The sequence below is a fragment of the Pseudonocardia alni genome, from assembly GCF_002813375.1.
In the GTDB taxonomy this organism is placed as follows: domain Bacteria; phylum Actinomycetota; class Actinomycetes; order Mycobacteriales; family Pseudonocardiaceae; genus Pseudonocardia; species Pseudonocardia alni.
The window spans coordinates 1,002,945-1,019,275 of record NZ_PHUJ01000003.1 but is presented as its reverse complement, the minus strand read 5'-3'; the positions used below and the strand labels follow the sequence as shown (position 1 = coordinate 1,019,275).

The 16,331-nt window shown below is 76.2% G+C and carries 17 protein-coding genes; 6 read left to right on the top strand and 11 right to left on the bottom strand.

What is annotated here, in order from left to right; translation table 11 throughout:
* Positions 1–5: 5 nt before the first annotated feature.
* Positions 6–362, top strand: coding sequence for a VOC family protein (locus ATL51_RS05955; protein ID WP_100880511.1), 357 nt, complete (start codon positions 6–8; stop codon positions 360–362).
* Between the two features lie 9 nt (positions 363–371).
* Here ATL51_RS05955 and ATL51_RS05950 read toward each other — a convergent pair whose 3' ends face one another.
* From ATL51_RS05950 to ATL51_RS05940, 3 genes are all read right to left on the bottom strand, one after another.
* On the bottom strand, positions 372–2,417 hold the full coding sequence (locus tag ATL51_RS05950; RefSeq protein WP_202416385.1) for a DEAD/DEAH box helicase: 2,046 nt from the start codon (positions 2,415–2,417) through the stop codon (positions 372–374).
* Between the two features lie 395 nt (positions 2,418–2,812).
* Positions 2,813–3,808, bottom strand: coding sequence for an amidohydrolase family protein (locus tag ATL51_RS05945; RefSeq protein WP_100877945.1), 996 nt, complete (start codon positions 3,806–3,808; stop codon positions 2,813–2,815).
* Positions 3,809–3,880: 72 nt separating this feature from the next.
* Entirely contained in the window at positions 3,881–4,540 is a 660-nt protein-coding gene (locus ATL51_RS05940) for an HAD family hydrolase (RefSeq protein ID WP_100877944.1), read from the bottom strand.
* Positions 4,541–4,669: 129 nt separating this feature from the next.
* Here ATL51_RS05940 and ATL51_RS05935 point away from each other — a divergent pair, with 129 nt between their 5' ends.
* Positions 4,670–5,167: a bifunctional nuclease domain-containing protein gene (locus tag ATL51_RS05935; protein WP_100877943.1), complete on the top strand. Its 498-nt coding sequence runs from the start codon at positions 4,670–4,672 to the stop codon at positions 5,165–5,167.
* A gap of 15 nt (positions 5,168–5,182) precedes the next feature.
* Here ATL51_RS05935 and ATL51_RS05930 read toward each other — a convergent pair whose 3' ends face one another.
* The 4 genes from ATL51_RS05930 to ATL51_RS05915 are packed head-to-tail and all read right to left on the bottom strand — an operon-like array spanning position 5,183 to position 10,024.
* Positions 5,183–6,040 carry a glycosyltransferase gene (locus ATL51_RS05930; protein ID WP_208622927.1) on the bottom strand — a complete coding sequence of 286 codons (858 nt, stop codon included), beginning with the start codon at positions 6,038–6,040 and terminating at the stop codon, positions 5,183–5,185.
* The gene (locus ATL51_RS05925) at positions 6,037–7,314 is read right to left on the bottom strand and encodes a bifunctional PIG-L family deacetylase/class I SAM-dependent methyltransferase (protein WP_301548913.1); all 1,278 of its coding nucleotides are present in this window, start codon (positions 7,312–7,314) and stop codon (positions 6,037–6,039) included. Before ATL51_RS05925 ends, ATL51_RS05930 begins: the two co-directional genes overlap by 4 nt.
* An 8-nt stretch (positions 7,315–7,322) precedes the next feature.
* Positions 7,323–8,378 (bottom strand): acyl-CoA dehydrogenase family protein, encoded by a 1,056-nt coding sequence (locus tag ATL51_RS05920; protein WP_301548912.1) that lies wholly within the window; start codon positions 8,376–8,378, stop codon positions 7,323–7,325.
* Positions 8,379–8,431: 53 nt separating this feature from the next.
* The gene (locus ATL51_RS05915; RefSeq protein WP_100877941.1) at positions 8,432–10,024 is read right to left on the bottom strand and encodes a phytoene desaturase family protein; all 1,593 of its coding nucleotides are present in this window, start codon (positions 10,022–10,024) and stop codon (positions 8,432–8,434) included.
* A gap of 162 nt (positions 10,025–10,186) precedes the next feature.
* On the opposite strand from ATL51_RS05915, the gene ATL51_RS05910 reads away from it, so the two are divergent.
* Complete coding sequence (locus tag ATL51_RS05910; protein WP_100877940.1) at positions 10,187–10,804, top strand: DUF4383 domain-containing protein; 618 nt, start codon at positions 10,187–10,189, stop codon at positions 10,802–10,804.
* A gap of 32 nt (positions 10,805–10,836) precedes the next feature.
* Here ATL51_RS05910 and ATL51_RS05905 read toward each other — a convergent pair whose 3' ends face one another.
* Positions 10,837–11,142, bottom strand: coding sequence for a hypothetical protein (locus ATL51_RS05905; RefSeq protein WP_100877939.1), 306 nt, complete (start codon positions 11,140–11,142; stop codon positions 10,837–10,839).
* Positions 11,143–11,270: 128 nt separating this feature from the next.
* Here ATL51_RS05905 and ATL51_RS05900 point away from each other — a divergent pair, with 128 nt between their 5' ends.
* Positions 11,271–12,455 (top strand): alcohol dehydrogenase catalytic domain-containing protein, encoded by a 1,185-nt coding sequence (locus tag ATL51_RS05900; protein WP_100877938.1) that lies wholly within the window; start codon positions 11,271–11,273, stop codon positions 12,453–12,455.
* 56 nt (positions 12,456–12,511) lie between these two features.
* Here the strand turns inward: ATL51_RS05900 and ATL51_RS28010 are convergent, their stop codons facing one another.
* The 3 genes from ATL51_RS28010 to ATL51_RS05885 form a co-directional block, all read right to left on the bottom strand.
* Entirely contained in the window at positions 12,512–12,781 is a 270-nt protein-coding gene (locus ATL51_RS28010) for a hypothetical protein (RefSeq protein WP_157818236.1), read from the bottom strand.
* A 204-nt stretch (positions 12,782–12,985) separates the two neighbouring features.
* Positions 12,986–14,491 (bottom strand): CoA-acylating methylmalonate-semialdehyde dehydrogenase, encoded by a 1,506-nt coding sequence (locus ATL51_RS05890; protein ID WP_100877936.1) that lies wholly within the window; start codon positions 14,489–14,491, stop codon positions 12,986–12,988.
* A 35-nt stretch (positions 14,492–14,526) separates the two neighbouring features.
* A complete protein-coding gene (locus ATL51_RS05885; protein WP_100877935.1) occupies positions 14,527–15,009 on the bottom strand; it encodes an Lrp/AsnC family transcriptional regulator in 483 nt (160 codons plus the stop codon).
* 81 nt (positions 15,010–15,090) lie between these two features.
* Between ATL51_RS05885 and ATL51_RS05880 the strand changes: the two genes are divergently transcribed.
* Entirely contained in the window at positions 15,091–15,711 is a 621-nt protein-coding gene (locus ATL51_RS05880) for a LysE family translocator (protein WP_100877934.1), read from the top strand.
* Between the two features lie 30 nt (positions 15,712–15,741).
* Positions 15,742–16,305: a hypothetical protein gene (locus tag ATL51_RS05875; RefSeq protein WP_100877933.1), complete on the top strand. Its 564-nt coding sequence runs from the start codon at positions 15,742–15,744 to the stop codon at positions 16,303–16,305.
* Positions 16,306–16,331 lie beyond the last annotated feature (26 nt).

The window sequence follows — 16,331 nt, the reverse complement described above, 5'->3', positions numbered from 1 at the left end:
TGGACATGGCCAAGCAGGTGGCAGCGGTCTGGGTGCCGGTGACCGACATGAAGCGGGCGACCGCGTTCTACCGGGACGTCCTCGGCCTGGCCGTGACGATGGAGAGCGACGACTGGACCGAGCTCGATGCCGGCGGCCTCACCATCGGGCTCAACGGCCGGGAGACCGCGGAGACCGCCGACCACGGCGGTGCCGTGATCAGCTTCCACCCGGAGACGTCCATCGAGCAGGCCCTCGACGACCTGGAGCAGCGCGGCGGCCACGTCCAGGGCGACATCAGCGAGCACTCCTGGGGCCGGATCTTCCCGTTCCGCGACACCGAGGGCAACGACCTGCAGTTCTACACGCCGCCGGCGAGCTGACCCGGCCGCTCACGCCGCCAGGTCGGCCTCCAGCGCCTCGGTGAGCAGCGCGACCAGGGCCTCGCGCTGCACGTCGGCCGACGACCCGGACACGTCGTCGGCGCCGTCGAGCGCCGCCGCCGCGAGGCCGGCCTTGGAGTCGATCAGGTCGGCGATCCGGGCGTCGATCGTCTGGGCGGCGAGGATCCGCCACGCGGTCACCGGTTCGGACTGTCCGATCCGGTGGCTGCGGTCGATCGCCTGGGTCTGCTCGGCCGCGGTCCAGGACAGCTCCGCGAGCACGATGTTCGAGGCGACCTGCAGGTTCAGCCCGACCCCCGCCGCGGTCAGCGAGCACACCGCCACCGCGACGCCCGGGTCGTTCACGAACGCGTCGATGTTGCGCTGGCGCACCGACGGCGTCTGGTCGCCGCGGATCGAGGAGTACCGCACGCCCTGCTTGGCGAAGGTCTGCTCGGCGGCGTCCATGACGTCGACGTGCTTGGCGAAGAACACGACCTTGCCCGCGCTGCGCGCGATCTGCACCGCGTAGTCCGCCGCCAGCCCGGCCTTGGCCCGGCCGAGGCGGCGCATCATCGTGAACACGTTGTCCCCGGAGCCCGCCTCCGCGGCGTCCTTCTGCTCCCAGCCCGCGACGTCGCGGACCAGGCCGTGGTCGATGCCCTCGACCGTCGGGCCGGACCGGCGGGCGGCGAGCGCGGCGGTGTAACGGGCGACCATCCGCCGGGCCAGCGCCTTCTCGGCGGCCCGGATGGACCGGCCGGTCGGGCCGTCGATCTCGACGGGCAGGTCGGCGATGCGCCGGGCGGGGATGTCCGCGGCGACGTCGATCTTGCGACGGCGCACGATGCCCATGTCCACGACGCACTGGCGGGCGGCGCGCTCGAACAGCCCGTCGGCCGGGGTCATGCCGGTCGCGGTCAGCGCGTCGAGCAGCTGGGCGCGCGGCTTGGTCGCGTCGATCCAGCCGAGGAACTGCCAGATGGCCAGGAAGTCCTCGACGTCGTTGATCAGCGGGGTGCCGGTCAGCGCCATCAGCAGCGGCCGCGGGATGAACGACCGGATCTTCTCGGCGATCTCCAGGACGTGCTTGGACCGCTGCGAGGTGCGGTTCTTGATGAAGTGCGCCTCGTCGACGACCATCCCGCGGAACCCGAAGTCGCCCAGCCAGCCGATGTGCCGGTCGAGCACCTCGTAGTTGACGACGACGATGTCGGCGAAGCCGTCGACGGAGTCGCCGTTGCCCTGGATCGCGGTCGCGGCCCGGCGCGGCGCCCACAGCGCGGCCTCGCGCACCCAGTTGGTCTTCACCACGTTCGGCACGACGACCAGCAGCGGATAGGCGTTCGCGGCCTCCGCCGCGCGCAGTGCCTGCGCGGTCTTGCCCAGGCCGGGCTCGTCGGCGAGCAGGAAGGTGCGGTGCCCGTTCTCCGCGGCGGCGACCAGCTCCGCCTGGTGCGGCATCAGCTCCCGCCCGCCGGGGACGGGACTGGTCGAGGGTTCGGGCAGCTCCATGCAGGCCGGCGCACCCGCCCCGGCGCGCTCGAAGGAGCGCAGCAGCGGGCCGAGCAGCTCCCAGCCGGTCAGCGGCGTCGGGCGCGGGCCGCTCGGCGGCGCGGCGGAGAAGTCGGGGGCGAGGAACGGGTTGGCCATCTGCCGGGCCACCACGGACTGCGGCACGACCTGCGGCTTCGCCGGGACGAGCGGGACCTCGACGGGTTCCGGTTCCGGCTCGGGCTCGTCGACCTCGATCCCGGCCGATCGCAGCATCTCCCGCTTGAGCGCGCGTGCCGAGTCGGAGACGACGGCGTCGTCGGCGAGCAGTGCCAGCAGGCCCGCGTCGCGGACCGCGTCCATCGCCAGTGCCTTCGCGATCTCGTCGAGACGCTGCAGGGTCTCGGCCCGCTTCGCGTCGTCGTGGCGGTCGCGGACGCGGGCCCGTTCGTCGCGCAGCAGCAGCGCCACCGTCTGGAACTTGGTGCGGGTGGCCGGGGTGACCCGGCCGGTCCGCAAGGCGGTCCGCACCTCGCGTGCGGCCCCGGTCAGCACCGACATCACGTCGTTGCCGCGCGTGCGGCGACGTCGCTGGGGGGTGCTCTGGCGAGCCCCGGTCCGGGGCCTGCCTCCTCGCGCCACGTACTGCTCCTGTCGACGTCCTGCGGCGCCGGTCCGTGGCCGCGTCCCGTGGGGGCCGCGGCCGGACGTGCTCGACGTGACGAAGGGCCGGATGGCCCCTCCGCACCACGAACCGGCCGGTGGGGGATCGCAGTCACGGAGGTCGGCGGTCCGGCTGCGGGAAGCGCCACAGGCCGTCGACGGTGTCCGGGACCCGCCGTACGACCCGGCCGTGGAACACCCGGGACGGTCGGCAGATCTGATCCGGGTCCCACCCTACCCCGCGCGGGCCCGTACGGCGCGTGACACACCGGTGGCGGACGACACCACCGCCGCTACCGGTCCGTGCCGACCGGTCCTTCGATGCGGAACAGCCGTCGCGCGTTGCCCTCGGTGAACAGGTCGCGGTCGGCGGCGGCGAACCCGTCGAGGAACCCCGCGACCTCCGCCCGTGACGGGTGCTGGAAGGGGTGGTCGGTGGAGAACAGCAGCCGGTCGGGCGTCGTCACCGCCAGCGCGTGCCGCAGGTGCGCGGGGTCGAGCATCCCCGAGCAGGTGAGCACGATGTTCTCGCGCACGTACTCGGGTACCGAGCGCTCCAGCCCGGCGACCCGGGCGACGCCGTTCGCGCGGTCGGCCCAGTAGGGCAGCAGCTCGCCCCAGTGTCCGAGTACGACGGTCAGGCCGGGGTACCGGTCGAAGGTGCCGCGGGCGATCAGGCGCAGCACCGCGACGGCGGCCTCCACGTGCCAGCCCCACCCGAACGTCGCGAGCGCCAGGTCGGTGGTGTCGCCGAACCCGGAGTAGGACGCGTCGCGCACGGCGGGCGGCGGGACCTGCGGGTGCACGAACACCGGCAGCGCGCGTGCCGCGGCGACGGCGAACAGGTCCTCGAGGCGGGGGTCGTCGAGCAGGATGTCGCCGCTGCGGCCGTAGACCATCGCCCCGACCAGGCCCCGGTCGGCGGCGCGTTCCAGCTCGGCCGCGACCGCCGACGGTTGCGCGGTGGGCAGGGTCGCCATCGCACGCAGGCGCCGCGGGTGGTCGGCGACGGCCGCGGCCGCGGTGTCGTTGAGCTCGCGGCACAGCGCGACCGCGTCCGCCGGGTCCAGCGGTCCGGTCGACGGCGGGGCGACCGAGAGCACCTGCAGGTCGACGCCCTGGGCGTCCATTGCGGCGAGCCGGCCCGCGCCGAGGTCGTGCAGCTGCGCGAGGTGGTCGCCGATGTCGTTGAGGGCAGTGCTCGGGTCCCGACGGTGCGCCGGCAGGGCGGCCAGCGTCGCGTCCAGCGCGGGGGAGGTCCAGTGCTCCTCGACGGCGATGATCGACATGGGGTGCTCCTGTCCTGCCCGTCGCGCGACGCGACCACGGCCCGTGCCGATGCTGCCGGCCCGGTGCTGGGGTCAGCCGCGCAGGATCCGCGGGATCGCCTGCCGCACCGCGGCGAGGTCGGTGAGGACCTCGACGGCGCCTGCCGCGGTCAGCTCGTCGACACCCGCCCCGCCGGTGCGTACCGCGTAGGCGGGGTGCCCGGCGGCCGCGGCGGCGCGCACGTCCCACTCGGAGTCACCGAGGACGAACGCGGTCGACCCGGCGACGCGGCGGACCGCGGACCGGACGAGGTCCGGGTCGGGCTTGGTGCGACGGACGTCCTCCCGGGTCAGGCAGGCGTCGGCCAGGTCGCGGCCGCCGAACAGGTCCAGGTAGGCCTCGACGTGCTCGGGATCGCCCGAGCTGGCCAGCACCACCTTCATCCCGAACCCGTCGCGCAGGTCGACGAGCAGCTCCGCCGCCTCGGGCAGGGCGACGACCTCGCCGAGCAGCGGGTCGAACTCCTCCTTCCACGCGGCGCGGGCGTCGTCGCCGTGGGTGTCCTCGAACCCCTGCCCGGCGACGGCGGGGACCAGCTGGTCCCCGCCCATCCCGACCGCACGGTGCAGCCGCCACAGCGGCACCGTGACGTCGAACCGGCGCAGGGCGCGGGACCAGGCGATGGCGTGGTGGTAGTTCGTGTCGACGAGCGTGCCGTCGACGTCGATCACCGCGGTCTCGGGGGTCGTCATCCGCGTGGGGTACCCACGCGCCCGGCGTCCACGCGGTACCGGCCGGTGAGTTCCGGCCCGCGCGCCGCGCGGGTGTGGACCGGCGCCCGGCGGGTACCCCGTGCGACGCCGAGGACGGGATGTGCGCAGATGCCGCAGGTACGGGTGAAGGCCGTCGGCACCGACGCGGCCACGACCGACCGGGTCGTCCTGCTGGAGGAGACGTCGGGGGCGGGGCGGATCGTCGTCGTCGCGGTGGGTGAGGCCGAGGCGCTGGCCGCGGCGGCCGCGCTGGAGGGGGTGCAGAGCGCCCGCCCCGGTACCCACCGCCTGATCGGCGCCGTGCTGCGCGCCGCGGGCCGCCGCCTGGTCCGGGTCCGCGTGCACGCCCTGCGCGACGCGGTGTTCCACGCCGAGCTCGACCTCGACGACGGCACCCGCATCGACTCACGCACCAGCGACGCGGTGGTCCTGGCGCTGCTGCTCGGCGCCGACATCGTGGTCGCCGACGCGGTGCTGACCCTGGCCGGGGTCGATCCGTCGACGGTCGTGGTGGAGGGGCTGGGCACCGGCTCCGGCGAGCTGGAGGCGTTCCGCCGGTTCCTCGACACCGCCACGCCCGACGACTTCGACGAGCCGCCGCGCTGACCCCGGCGGCCACGCTCAGGCGACCGGCCTCCCCGCCCCACCCGCGCCGGCACCCGGCCCGGCCTGACCCGGTCCGGCCTGCGGGAGGGCCGCCGCACCGGCGTCGCGCAGCAGGTCGGCGAGCCCGCCACGGGCCCGGCCGCGGGTGCGGGCGCTGGTCCGCACCGTCGCGGGCGCACCCGCGACGACCCGGTAGCCGCCGGCCCGCAGCCGGGCGACGAGCCCGTGGTCCTCGCCGCAGGCCAGCGGCGGGAACCCGCCCACCGCGGCCCACGCATCGGCGCGCACACCCAGGTTCGCGCCGTACACCGGGTGCTCGGGCGGCGCGGGCTCCCCGGGCGGGCGCGGCAGCCCGGGCACGTCGAGCACCACCCCACCGGCGACGGCGTCGGCGCCGGCCGCGGCCAGCGCCAGGTGTGCGGCGACCCAGCCGGGGGCCACGGTGCCGTCGGCGTCGGTGCCGAGAAGCCAGGTCGTCGCCGGGGCGGCGCCGTCGGCGGCGAGCAGCGCGGCCAGGGTGACGGCGGCGAGTTCGCGGACCGCGCCGATCGTGACCGGCCCGGCGACCTCGTGCGGCCGCGGCGCGGACCGGCAGCCGGGCAGCGGGGCCACCCCGGCGGTGGGCTCGAGCACCGTCACCCGCACCCGGTCCGCGGCCGGGTGCGTCGCGGCGGCGGCCCGGGCGAGCGCGGCGGTGGCGTCGGAGCAGCGGTCGGCGACCACGCACAGCGCCCGCGCGGTGAGCCCGGGCGCGTGGTCGAGGGCGGTCAGCACGGACCGGACGCAGGCGGTGATGGTGCCCTCCTCGTCGTGGGCGGGGACGAGCACGCCCGCGGCGGACGGTGCGGCACCCGGCCGCATGGTCCGGCTCACCGGCGCCGGACCACGTGCAGGAGGAACTGCTCGTCGGTGTGCTCGACGAGGGTGTCGAAGCGGTCGTCGGCCACCACCCGCGCGTGCACGGTGGCGGCGTCGGCGGGCGCCTCGGCGGGCCACTGCCGCCAGTGCACCAGCACCAGGTCGCCGCCCGGCACCAGCGCGCCCGCGATGCGGTCGAGCACGGCGCCCACCCGCGCGGCGGGCAGGTAGTAGAGGAACTCGGCGAGGACGACGAGGTCGACGCCGCCGGGGACCGCCCGGTCGTCGTCGACGTCGGCCGCCACGACCTCGACGCCCGGGGTCCCGCCGAGGGCGTCGGTGGTGGCGGCGACGGCCTCGTCGACCACGTCGGAGGCCACCACCCGGTCGCAGCGCGCCGCCAGGTCACGGGTCAGCTCGCCGAGCCCGCAGGCCGGCTCGGCGGCCAGCGCGTAGCGCTCCCGCGGCAGGCAGGCCAGCAGCACGTCGCGCTTGCGCCGCTCGTAGAACGACGTGCGCACGGCCCAGGGGTCGGCGTTGTCGCGGTAGAGCCCGGCGAACAGCTCCGGCGGCGCCCCCGAGGGCGGCGGCTCCCGGAAGTAGACCTCGTGACCGCCGTGGAAGTGGGCGAGCGTCGCCGGGGACAGCACCGCGCGGGTCCCGCCGCGCGGCACCGCGGACTGCGACGCGTGTGCGGCGATCGCGCGGCGCTTGGCGTCCCGGTCGTCGGCGGACAGCGTCAGCCGGTGGGCGTGGTCCCACGGCACGCCGGGATCGGTCGGCGCGATCCGGGTGCGGGCCCAGATCGGGAACCCGAAACCGTGCGCGGTCACCGGGGCCGCCGCCGGGCAGGCCCGGCCGACCGCGGCGTGGTCGGGGTGCGGGTCGCCGCGCCACGGGCTCGCCCACGCGTCGGCATCGGCGAGCAGCCCGGTCAGGGGGCCGACGAGCTGGTCCTCGCGCAGCGCCGAGTCGGGCAGCCCGAGCCGGTGCACCGTCGCGGGCACGCCCAGCTCGGCCAGCGCCGCGTCGAGTTCGGCGCGGCGGGTGCGGGCCAGCCCGGCCCGGTCGATCGACCCGACCTCGGGCAGGGCGGCCTCCCCGTCGCTGGCCAGGACGACCTCGACGGTGCCGCCTGCGGCGACGACCCCGCGCATGAGCCCGGCCGCGCCGAGGGTCTCGTCGTCGGGGTGGGCGCACACCACGACCAGGCGGCCGAACGACGACGGGTCGAGCCCGCGCCGGGCGAGGGTCACGGCCGCGTCCTCCCAGACGTCCGGGGACTGCACGGGCTCCATCAGGTCGCCGGGGTGACCAGGGCGCGCCCGAGGGCGGCGAGGTCGCGTCCGCCGTGGTGCTGGCGCAGGTAGATCTGCAGGTCCGCGAGGCGTGCGGTGAGCAGCGGCGACCCGGCCAGCACGGCGACCCCGGCGATCTCCGGGGCGGCGTCGAGCACGGTCCGGCACGCCCGCTCGACCGTGGCCCGCACGGTGGCCACCGCGTCGTGGTGGGCGGTGGCGGGGTCGGCGTCGATCCGGGCGGCGGTGACGGCGAGCAGGGCGTCCGCGGCGGCGACGGCGGCGTGCACCGCCCCGAGCGCGGCCAGCCGGTGCGGGTCCGGGTCGGCGGTGCGCAGCGGCGCCGCGACGTGGTCGACGATCGCGGCGGCCGCGCCCAGCCACACCGCGGCGACCCCGGCGCCGCCGTGGGCGAACCCGGGGCGGTCGGTGTAGGCGTCCGGTCCGCCGACCACGGCCTCGGCCGGCACGGGCACCTCGTGCAGGACGACGTCGTGGGTGTCGCTGGCTGCCATCCCGGCGGCCCGCCAGGCCGTCACCCGTTCCACCTGCGGGGCGCGCAGGTCCAGGTCCACGAGCCGGGTGCCGTCCCCGGCCCCGGCGACGACGAGTGCCCGGTCGAGCAGGTGGGTGCCCGAGCAGAACCGCACGGTGCCCGACAGGCGCAGCCGGTCGTGGCCGCCGTCGAGCCGGGCCCCGCCGCCGGACCGCGACGCCCACACCCCGTAGCCGGCGCCCGGGACGGGGGAGCGGTGGTGGTCGGCGAGGATCGCGACGGCGTCGGCGTGCCCCTCGGCCAACCGCGCGACCGGCAGGTCGCGTCGTGCGATCCGGGCCAGCCGCGCCCACCGGGTCGCGGTCGCCCCGGAACCGGGCAGCGGGAGGTCGAGCTCACCGGCGGCGACGGCGGCGGCGAGCGTGGCCCCGGCCCCGCCCGGGAACGGCTCGGCGGGGCCTGCGGGTGCGGGCACCGGGTCCAGGACGCCGGTGGCGGGCCCGGATCGGCCACCCCGGTGGTCGGCGCCGGGGACGTCGGGTCGGTGGTCGAGGCTCACGGACTGCCGTATGTCCGGTCCCGGCGGGTCCAAACCCGACCGCCGGGTGGGGCTCAGCCGTACAGCCGCCGGTGGGCGAACCGCACCGCGCCGCGGTAGAGCACCCCGGTCGCCCCGGACGCGGCCAGCGCGGCCCGCGCCGCGTTGGCGCCGGGCCCGCCGTGCACCGCGCCGCCCGGATGCGCCGACGCCCCGGCCAGGAACAGCCCCGGCACCGGGGTGTCGGCGCGCCCCAGGCCCGGCACCGGGCGGAACACCAGCTGCTGGTGCACCGCGGAGGTGCCCGCGGTGATCGCCCCGTCGACGAGGTTGCCGTCGCGGCCCTGCAGGTCCGCGGGCCCGGCGACGGCGCGGGCCCGCACCCGCGACCCGAACCCGGGCGCGTGGTCCTCGACGACCTGCTGCATCCGGTCGGCCCAGCGCAGCACGTCGTCGCGGCCCCAGCCCAGGCCGCGCGGCACGTGGGTGTAGGCCCAGGCGGACTCGGTGCCGGGCGGGGAGCGGGTCGGGTCGGCCGTGGTCATCTGCCCGAACAGCAGGAACGGGTCGCCGGGCAGCCGGCCGGCGGTCAGGTCGGCGGCGTAGCGGCGCAGGCCGTCGACGTCGGCGCCGAGGTGCACGGTGCCCGCCGACCGGGCACCCGGCGCCGTCCACGGCACCGGTCCGTCGAGCGCCCAGTCCAGCTTGACGGTGGAGAAGTCCCAGTCGAACCGGGCGAGGTCGGCGACGAAGCGGGCCGGCAGGTGCTCCTCCCCGACGAGGTCGCGGTAGAGGCGGGGCGCGTCGACGTCGGCGAGCACCGCCCGGCGGGCGAGGACCCGCCGGCCGGCCGCGTCCACGACGCCGCAGGCCCGGCCGGACGGTCCGACCAGGACGGTCCGGATCGGCCGTCCGCAGTCGATCCGCCCGCCGCGGGCCGTCAGCCGGGCGACGAGCGCACCGGTCAGGGCCCCGGCCCCGCCCGCCGGGACCGGGAAGCCGACACGCTGACCGAGCATCGCCAGCAGCCAGCCGTAGGCGGCGCCCGCCGCGGAATCCGGCCCGAGGTCGGTGTGCAGGGCGTTGCCCGCCAGCAGCAGCGGGGCGGCCCGGCCCCCGAAGTGCTCCTGGGCCATCCGCGCCACCGGTTGCACCAGCATCCGGGCCAGCCGCAGGGCGTCGCCGGTGCCGAGCGTGCGCAGGAGCCGCGATGCCGGCCGGACCGGGGGGAACGGGCGCAGTGCGGCGGCGACGACGTCGTCGCCGATCCGGTCCCACTGCGCGACCAGCGAGCGCCAGGCGTCGCCGTCGCCGGGGTGGTCGTCGTCGAGCGCGGTGGCGGTGTCGTCGAGGCTGCGGTGCAGCACCGCGCACCGGCCGTCGGTGGTCGGGTGGGCGAGGACGGCGGGGGCGTGGCGCCACTGCAGCCCGTGCGCGCCGAGGTCGAGCTCGCGCAGCACCGGTGAGGCGGCGCCGAGCGGGTGGAACGCGCTGGCCAGGTCGCTGACGAAGCCGGGCGCGGTGATCTCCGCCGAGCGCACGGCGCCGCCCGGCGCCTCGGCGGCCTCGCAGACCAGGACGTCCCAGCCGGCGTCGGCGAGCAGGTTCGCCGCGACGAGGCCGTTGTGCCCGGCCCCGACCACGACGGCGTCGACCCGTTCGGTCATCCGGTTCCCCCTCCCGTGCCGGCGGCCCGCGCGGGGCGCCGTGCACCGTGCCATCCGGGCCCGCGGAGGTCATGCCCGTCACGATCGGCATCCGCTGCCGATGGGCGGGTAGCCGCGCCGTCATGCCGGGCCGACCGGTGCCGCACGACCCGGAGGACGAGTATGCCCACCCAGTCCCAGCACCACTCCCACGGCCACGCGGTGTTCCCCTGGCCGCAGCTGCTGGTGGTCGTCGCGGCGTTCCTGCTCCTGCTCTACGGGCTCCTCGGGTTGCGCTACAGCGGCCTTCCCGGGCTGCCCGCGGCGAGCGGGGAGCTGCTGGGCATCGGGGTGGACCCGCTGCGCGACCTGGTGCACCTCGTCCTCGGCGTGGCGGGACTGCCGTGCGCCACGCGGCTGCCCTGGGCGCGGGGCTTCGGGGTGGTGCTCATGCTCCTGGGCGCCGCCGAGGTCCTGCTCGGACTCCTGACCGGCGTGTTCCGGCTGGTCCCGGCCGGGCCGTTCGCCACCAACGCCGGTTCGGTGCTGGTGGGGGTCCTGCTGCTGGTGCTGGGCGCGGTCGCCGTGTTCGGACGCGCGTTCAGCGACGCCCCGTACGCGGGTCTCCAGCGCGGGGTGGAGGCCGCGGGCCGCCGGGTGACGGGGCTGCGCGACCGCAGCGTGCACGCGGGCACCGACGACGTGGGAACCGAGGACGGGGACCCCGCGGCGTGGACCGACGAGCCGGCCGGTGACGGCGACCGGTCCGGCGGGCGCGGCGCCGCCCGCGGGCCGCGGTGAGGCGGGCGGGGCGGGCGCGCGCTGCCGCGGCCTCAGGCGTCGAAGGGGAGCGTGCACCGCACGACGGCGTCGTACTCGACCAGGCGGTCCATCGCGGCCCGCGTGGTCTCCGGGGCGGCCCGGTCGCGGTGGGCGACGACGAACCGCCGGCCACGGGTCCCCGGCGCACCCCGGTCCGCGGCGGAGAATCGCAGGAACGCCTCGGCGACCTCGCGGTAGCGGCGCCGCGTCTCCTCGTCGCCGACCTGTGTCGCGAGCCAGGCGACGTACGGCTCGAGGCGGTTCGTGACGCCGTCGGCCGGACCGGCCGGGTCCTCGGTGACGGGCTGGGGCTCCATGGCGGTCCTCCGGTGGTGGGGTGCGTCCGGCCGACGCCTACCCGCCGGCCGGACGCGCATGCCGGTTTCACCGGGAGGCGCCCGGGTAGCCGGGCGCCCGCACCACCGGCGACACCGAGGAGGACCCCATGCGTGCCCTGACCTGGCACGGCCGCCGCGACGTCCGGGTGGACACCGTCCCCGACCCGGTCGTCGAGCGGCCTGACGACGTGGTCGTGCAGATCACCAGCTCCGGCCTGTGCGGCTCCGACCTGCACCTCTACGAGGTCCTCACCCCGTTCCTGTCGCCCGGCGACGTCCTCGGCCACGAGCCGATGGGCGTGGTGGCCGAGGTGGGGCCCGCCGTCACCGAGCTGTCGGTCGGCGACCGCGTCGTGATCCCGTTCAACGTCAGCTGCGGGCACTGCTGGATGTGCGAGCGCGGCCTGCAGTCCCAGTGCGAGACCACGCAGAACCGCGAGCAGGGGACCGGCGCGTCCCTGTTCGGCTACACCGCGCTCTACGGTCAGGTGCCCGGCGGCCAGGCCGAGTACCTGCGGGTGCCGTTCGGCAACTCGCTGCCGATCCGGGTGCCCCAGGGGCCGCCGGACGACCGGTTCCTGTTCCTGTCCGACGTGCTGCCGACGGCGTACCAGGCCGTGCAGTACGCCGCGACCCCCGCCGACGGGACGCTGGTGGTGCTGGGGCTCGGACCGATCGGGGACATGTGCACCCGGATCGCCGCCCACCTGGGCGTGCGGCAGGTGGTCGGTGTCGACGTCGTGCCCGAGCGCCTGGCCCGGGTCGAGGCGCGTGGGATCCCGGCGCTGGACCTGAGCCACGGCGACGACGAGGTGCTCGGCGCGATCCGGTCGATGACCAGGGGCCGTGGCGCCGACGCCGTCATCGACGCGGTCGGCATGGAGGCCCACGGGTCCCCGGTCGCGGCCGCCGCCCAGAAGGTGGTGGCCGCGATGCCCTCCGGGCTGGGCCGCACGGTCATGGAGACGGTGGGCAGCGACCGCACCGCGGCGCTGGAGCTGGCGATCGGCGCGGTGCGCCGGGGCGGCACGATCTCCCTGTCGGGGGTCTACGGCGGCAGTGCCACCCCGCTGCCGATGCTCACGCTGTTCGACAAGCAGGTGCAGATGCGGATGGGCCAGGCCAACGTGTGGCGCTGGGTCCCGGACCTGCTGCCGCTGCTCGGTGACGACGACCCGCTCGGCGTCGACCACTTCGCCACCCACCGGGTGCCGCTGGAGGAGGCCGCCCAGGCCTACTCGATGTTCCAGGACAAGACCGACGGTGCGGTGAAGGTGCTCTTCACCCCCTGAGCCCGGCACCGCCCCCGGGTCCGGTCCCGGGTCCGGTCCCGGGGCCGGGCGACCGGTCAGCGGGCCTCGTCCTCGCGGTGTTCCTCGGCGAGCGCCTCCGCGCGGGCCTCGGCTCCGGTCCGGCCCGCGTAGCCCTCGTCGCGCCCGGCGACGCGGCCCACGAACTCGCCCGACGCGCCGGTGCCGGTGGTGGACGCCGAGTCGCCGTCCTCCCGGGGCAGGCCGCCGGTCTCGCGGGAGTTGGCCAGGTTCGGGTCGGGCTCGACGTCCTCGGCCGGGCCGCGTCCGCGCAGCCGGTCCACCAGTCGTCCCAGGAAGGAGGTCATGCGGAAGGGGTACCTCCGGCGGCCGCGCTCACACGTGCGGCCCCGGACCGCGTGGTCGGGCGCCGCGGACGGGGCGGGTCGGCCGCGGAACCCTGCCCCGAGCTGCTCCGGCGAACGCCCGCGGCTGCCCGCGATCGTGCTGTGCGTCGGTGTGCCGGACGGACGGCCGCGGACGGTGTCCGGGTGCACCGGCGCCGGGTGACCTCAGGTGTTGGTCGGGAAGCCGAGGTTCAGCCCGGCGTGGCTCGGGTCGAGCCAGCGGGTGGTGACGACCTTGCCCCGGGTGAAGAAGTGCACGCCCTCGGTGCCGTGCGCGTGGGTGTCGCCGAACAGCGAGTTCTTCCAGCCGCCGAAGCTGTAGTAGGCCATCGGCACGGGCACCGGCACGTTGATGCCGATCATGCCGACCTCGACCTCGTTCTGGAAGCGGCGGGCGGCGCCGCCGTCGTTGGTGAAGATCGCGGTGCCGTTGCCGTAGGGGTTGGCGTTGATCAGCTCCACGGCGCGCGCGTAGGTCTCGACGCGCACCACCGACAGCACCGGGCCGAAGATCTCGTCGGTGTAGACGGTCATGTCGGTGCCGACGTGGTCGAGCAGGGTGGGGCCGACGAAGAAGCCGGGCCCGTCGGCGTCGAACTCGCCCTGCCTGCCGTCGACGACGACGGTGGCGCCCTCGGACTCGCCGGCGTCGATGTAGCCCGACACCCGCTCCTGGGCGGCCCGCGTGACCAGCGGGCCCATGTCGCAGGAGCGGCGGCCGTCGCCGGTGCGCAGGGCGCGGGCCCGGTCGGCGATCTTCGAGACCAGGGTGTCGGCGATGTCGCCGACGGCCACGAGCGCGGAGACGGCCATGCAGCGCTCGCCCGCCGAGCCGAACCCGGCGTTGACCGCCTGGTCGGCGGCGAGGTCGAGGTCGGCGTCGGGCAGCACGACCATGTGGTTCTTCGCCCCGCCGAGCGCCTGGACGCGCTTGCCGTGCGCGGTGCCGGTCTCGTAGACGTAGCGGGCGATCGGGGTGGAGCCGACGAAGCTGATGGACTTGACGTCCGGGCTGGTCAGGAGCGCGTCGACGGCGGTCCTGTCCCCGTTGAGGACGTTGAACACGCCGTCGGGCAGGCCGGCCTCGGACCACAGCTCGGCGATCCAGAGCGCGGCGGAGGGCACCTTCTCCGAGGGCTTGAGCACCACGGTGTTGCCGGTGGCGATCGCGACCGGGAAGAACCACATCGGGACCATCGCCGGGAAGTTGAACGGGCTGATGATCCCGACGACGCCCAGCGGCTGGCGGACCGAGTGCACGTCGACGCCGGTGGAGGCGTTCTCGGTCGCCGAGCCCTTGAGCAGGTGCGGTATCCCGCAGGCGAACTCGACGACCTCCTGGCCGCGCGCGACCTCGCCCGCGGCGTCGGAGAGCACCTTGCCGTGCTCGGCGGTGATCAGCGCGGCCAGCTCCGGGGCGCGGGCGTCGAGCAGCTCGCGGAAGCGGAACAGGATCCGGGTGCGCGTGGTGAGCGAGGTGTCGCGCCAGGCCGGGAACGCGGCCTTCGCGGCGGCGATCACCGCGGCGGCCTCGTCGGCGCTCGCGAGGGGCAGGTGCGCGGTGACCTCGCCGGTGGCCGGGTCGGTGACCTCGGACGTCCGCCCGGAGGTGCCCTCGACCCGCGCTCCCGCGACCCAGTGGTGGAGCGTCTTCTGCATCGTGCTCGTCATGATCGGCCCTTCTCAGCTGGTCGGGCGCCAGCGTCTCACCCGGCCCGGCCGGGGGCGAGCCCGTGCTCCAGCGGCAGCCCCCGGTCGGCGACGACGTCCTTCATGACCAGCGTCGAGGACAGCCGCTGCACGCCGGGCAGGGTGGTGAGGCGCTCGTCGTAGAGCCGCTGGAACGCGGGCAGGTCCCGGGTGATGATCCGCAGCAGGTAGTCCGGGTCGCCGAAGAGCCGCTGGGCGGCGACGACCTGCTCGATGTCCTCGACGGCCGACTCGAACGCCTGCACCGTGTCCTGCACGGCCTCGTGCATGGTCACGAACACCAGCGCGTCGAAGCCCAGGCCGAGCCGGTGCGCGTCGAGGTGGGCGCGGTAGCCCGCGATCGCCCCGGAGGACTCCAGGGCGCGCAGCCTGCGGTGGCACGGCGACACCGACAGCCGCACCCGTTCGGCCAGCTCGGTGACGGTCAGACGGCCGTCGGCCTGCAGCTCGGCAAGAATCTTCCGGTCGATCGCGTCCACGGTGAAGATTCTTGCACCCGCTGGGGCGTGTGGTGGGAACATCGGAAACACGTGTCGGCGCATCCCGCCTAGCGTCGGGGCATGCCGATCGGAAGCGTGCTGGGGTTCTCCGGCCTGTCGTTGCTGCTGGTCCTGACACCCGGTGCGGACTGGGCGTACATGATCCGCGCGGGGCTGCGCGGGCGGACGGTGCTGCCGTCGCTGGCGGGTCTGCTCAGCGGGCACCTGGCGCTCGCCGCGCTCGTCGCGGCCGGGATCGCGGCGGTCGTCGCGCGCCGGCCGGAGGTCCTCACCGTGCTGACCGCCGTCGGTGCCGCCTACCTGCTGGTGCTCGGCGCGACGACGCTGCTCCGCCCGGCCGGCCCCGCCGCCGCGGCCGTGGACGGCGGCGGGTCCGGGCTGGGCGACCTGGTCCGCGGCGCCGGGGTCAGCGGGCTCAACCCGAAGGCGCTGCTGCTGTTCCTGGCGCTGCTGCCGCAGTTCACCGACCCGGCCGCCGCGGTCCCCGTCGGCGGGCAGATCCTCCTGCTCGGCCTGGTGCACGTGCTGGGTTGTGCCCTCGTCTACACCGGCGTGGGCGTCGGCGCCCGCACGGTCCTGGCCGCGCGGCCCGCCGCGGCGCGCGTCGTGTCCCGGGTCGCGGGCGCCGCGATAGTGACCCTCGGCGCCGTCCTGCTGGCGTCCCAACTCATTACGGTGTAATCCTGTAATCATCGATGCGGGAGGTGCGCGATGACAGGACGAGGACGCGGACGGGGCGGCTGGCAGCAGGCCGACCTCCCCCCGGCCGACGACGCCGCGGCGTGGTTCACCGGACGGCTGCCCGACGGGTGGTTCACCGGCGCGCCGGAGGTGACGGTCGACCGGGACGAGATCGTCGTGGTGGGGGAGCTGCCCCCGCCGGGCGGCGACCACCCCGACACCGATGCGGGACGGGCCGACGCCGCGGCCGCCGAGACCGGGCGGATCTCGCGGTTCCGCGAGGAGACCCGGGACCGGCGGATCGAGATCGCCCGCGAGGCCGAGAGCCGCTACCGGCGCAAGGTCGCCTGGGGCGCACGGATCGGCGGGACGCGCGAGCTGTTCACGACGATCTCGGTGCCGGTGATGACCCGGCTGCGCCAGCCCGAGCGGGCGGTGCTCGACACCCTCGTCGACGCCGGTGTGGCCCGGTCCCGGTCGGACGCGCTGGCCTGGTCGGTGCGGCTGGTCGGACGGCACGCCGACGAGTGGCTGACCGAGCTGCGCGAGGCGATGGGGCGGGTGGAGGAGCTGCGCTCCCAGGGCCCGGAGTGACCCCGCGCTGAGACGGTCGGCCGCTG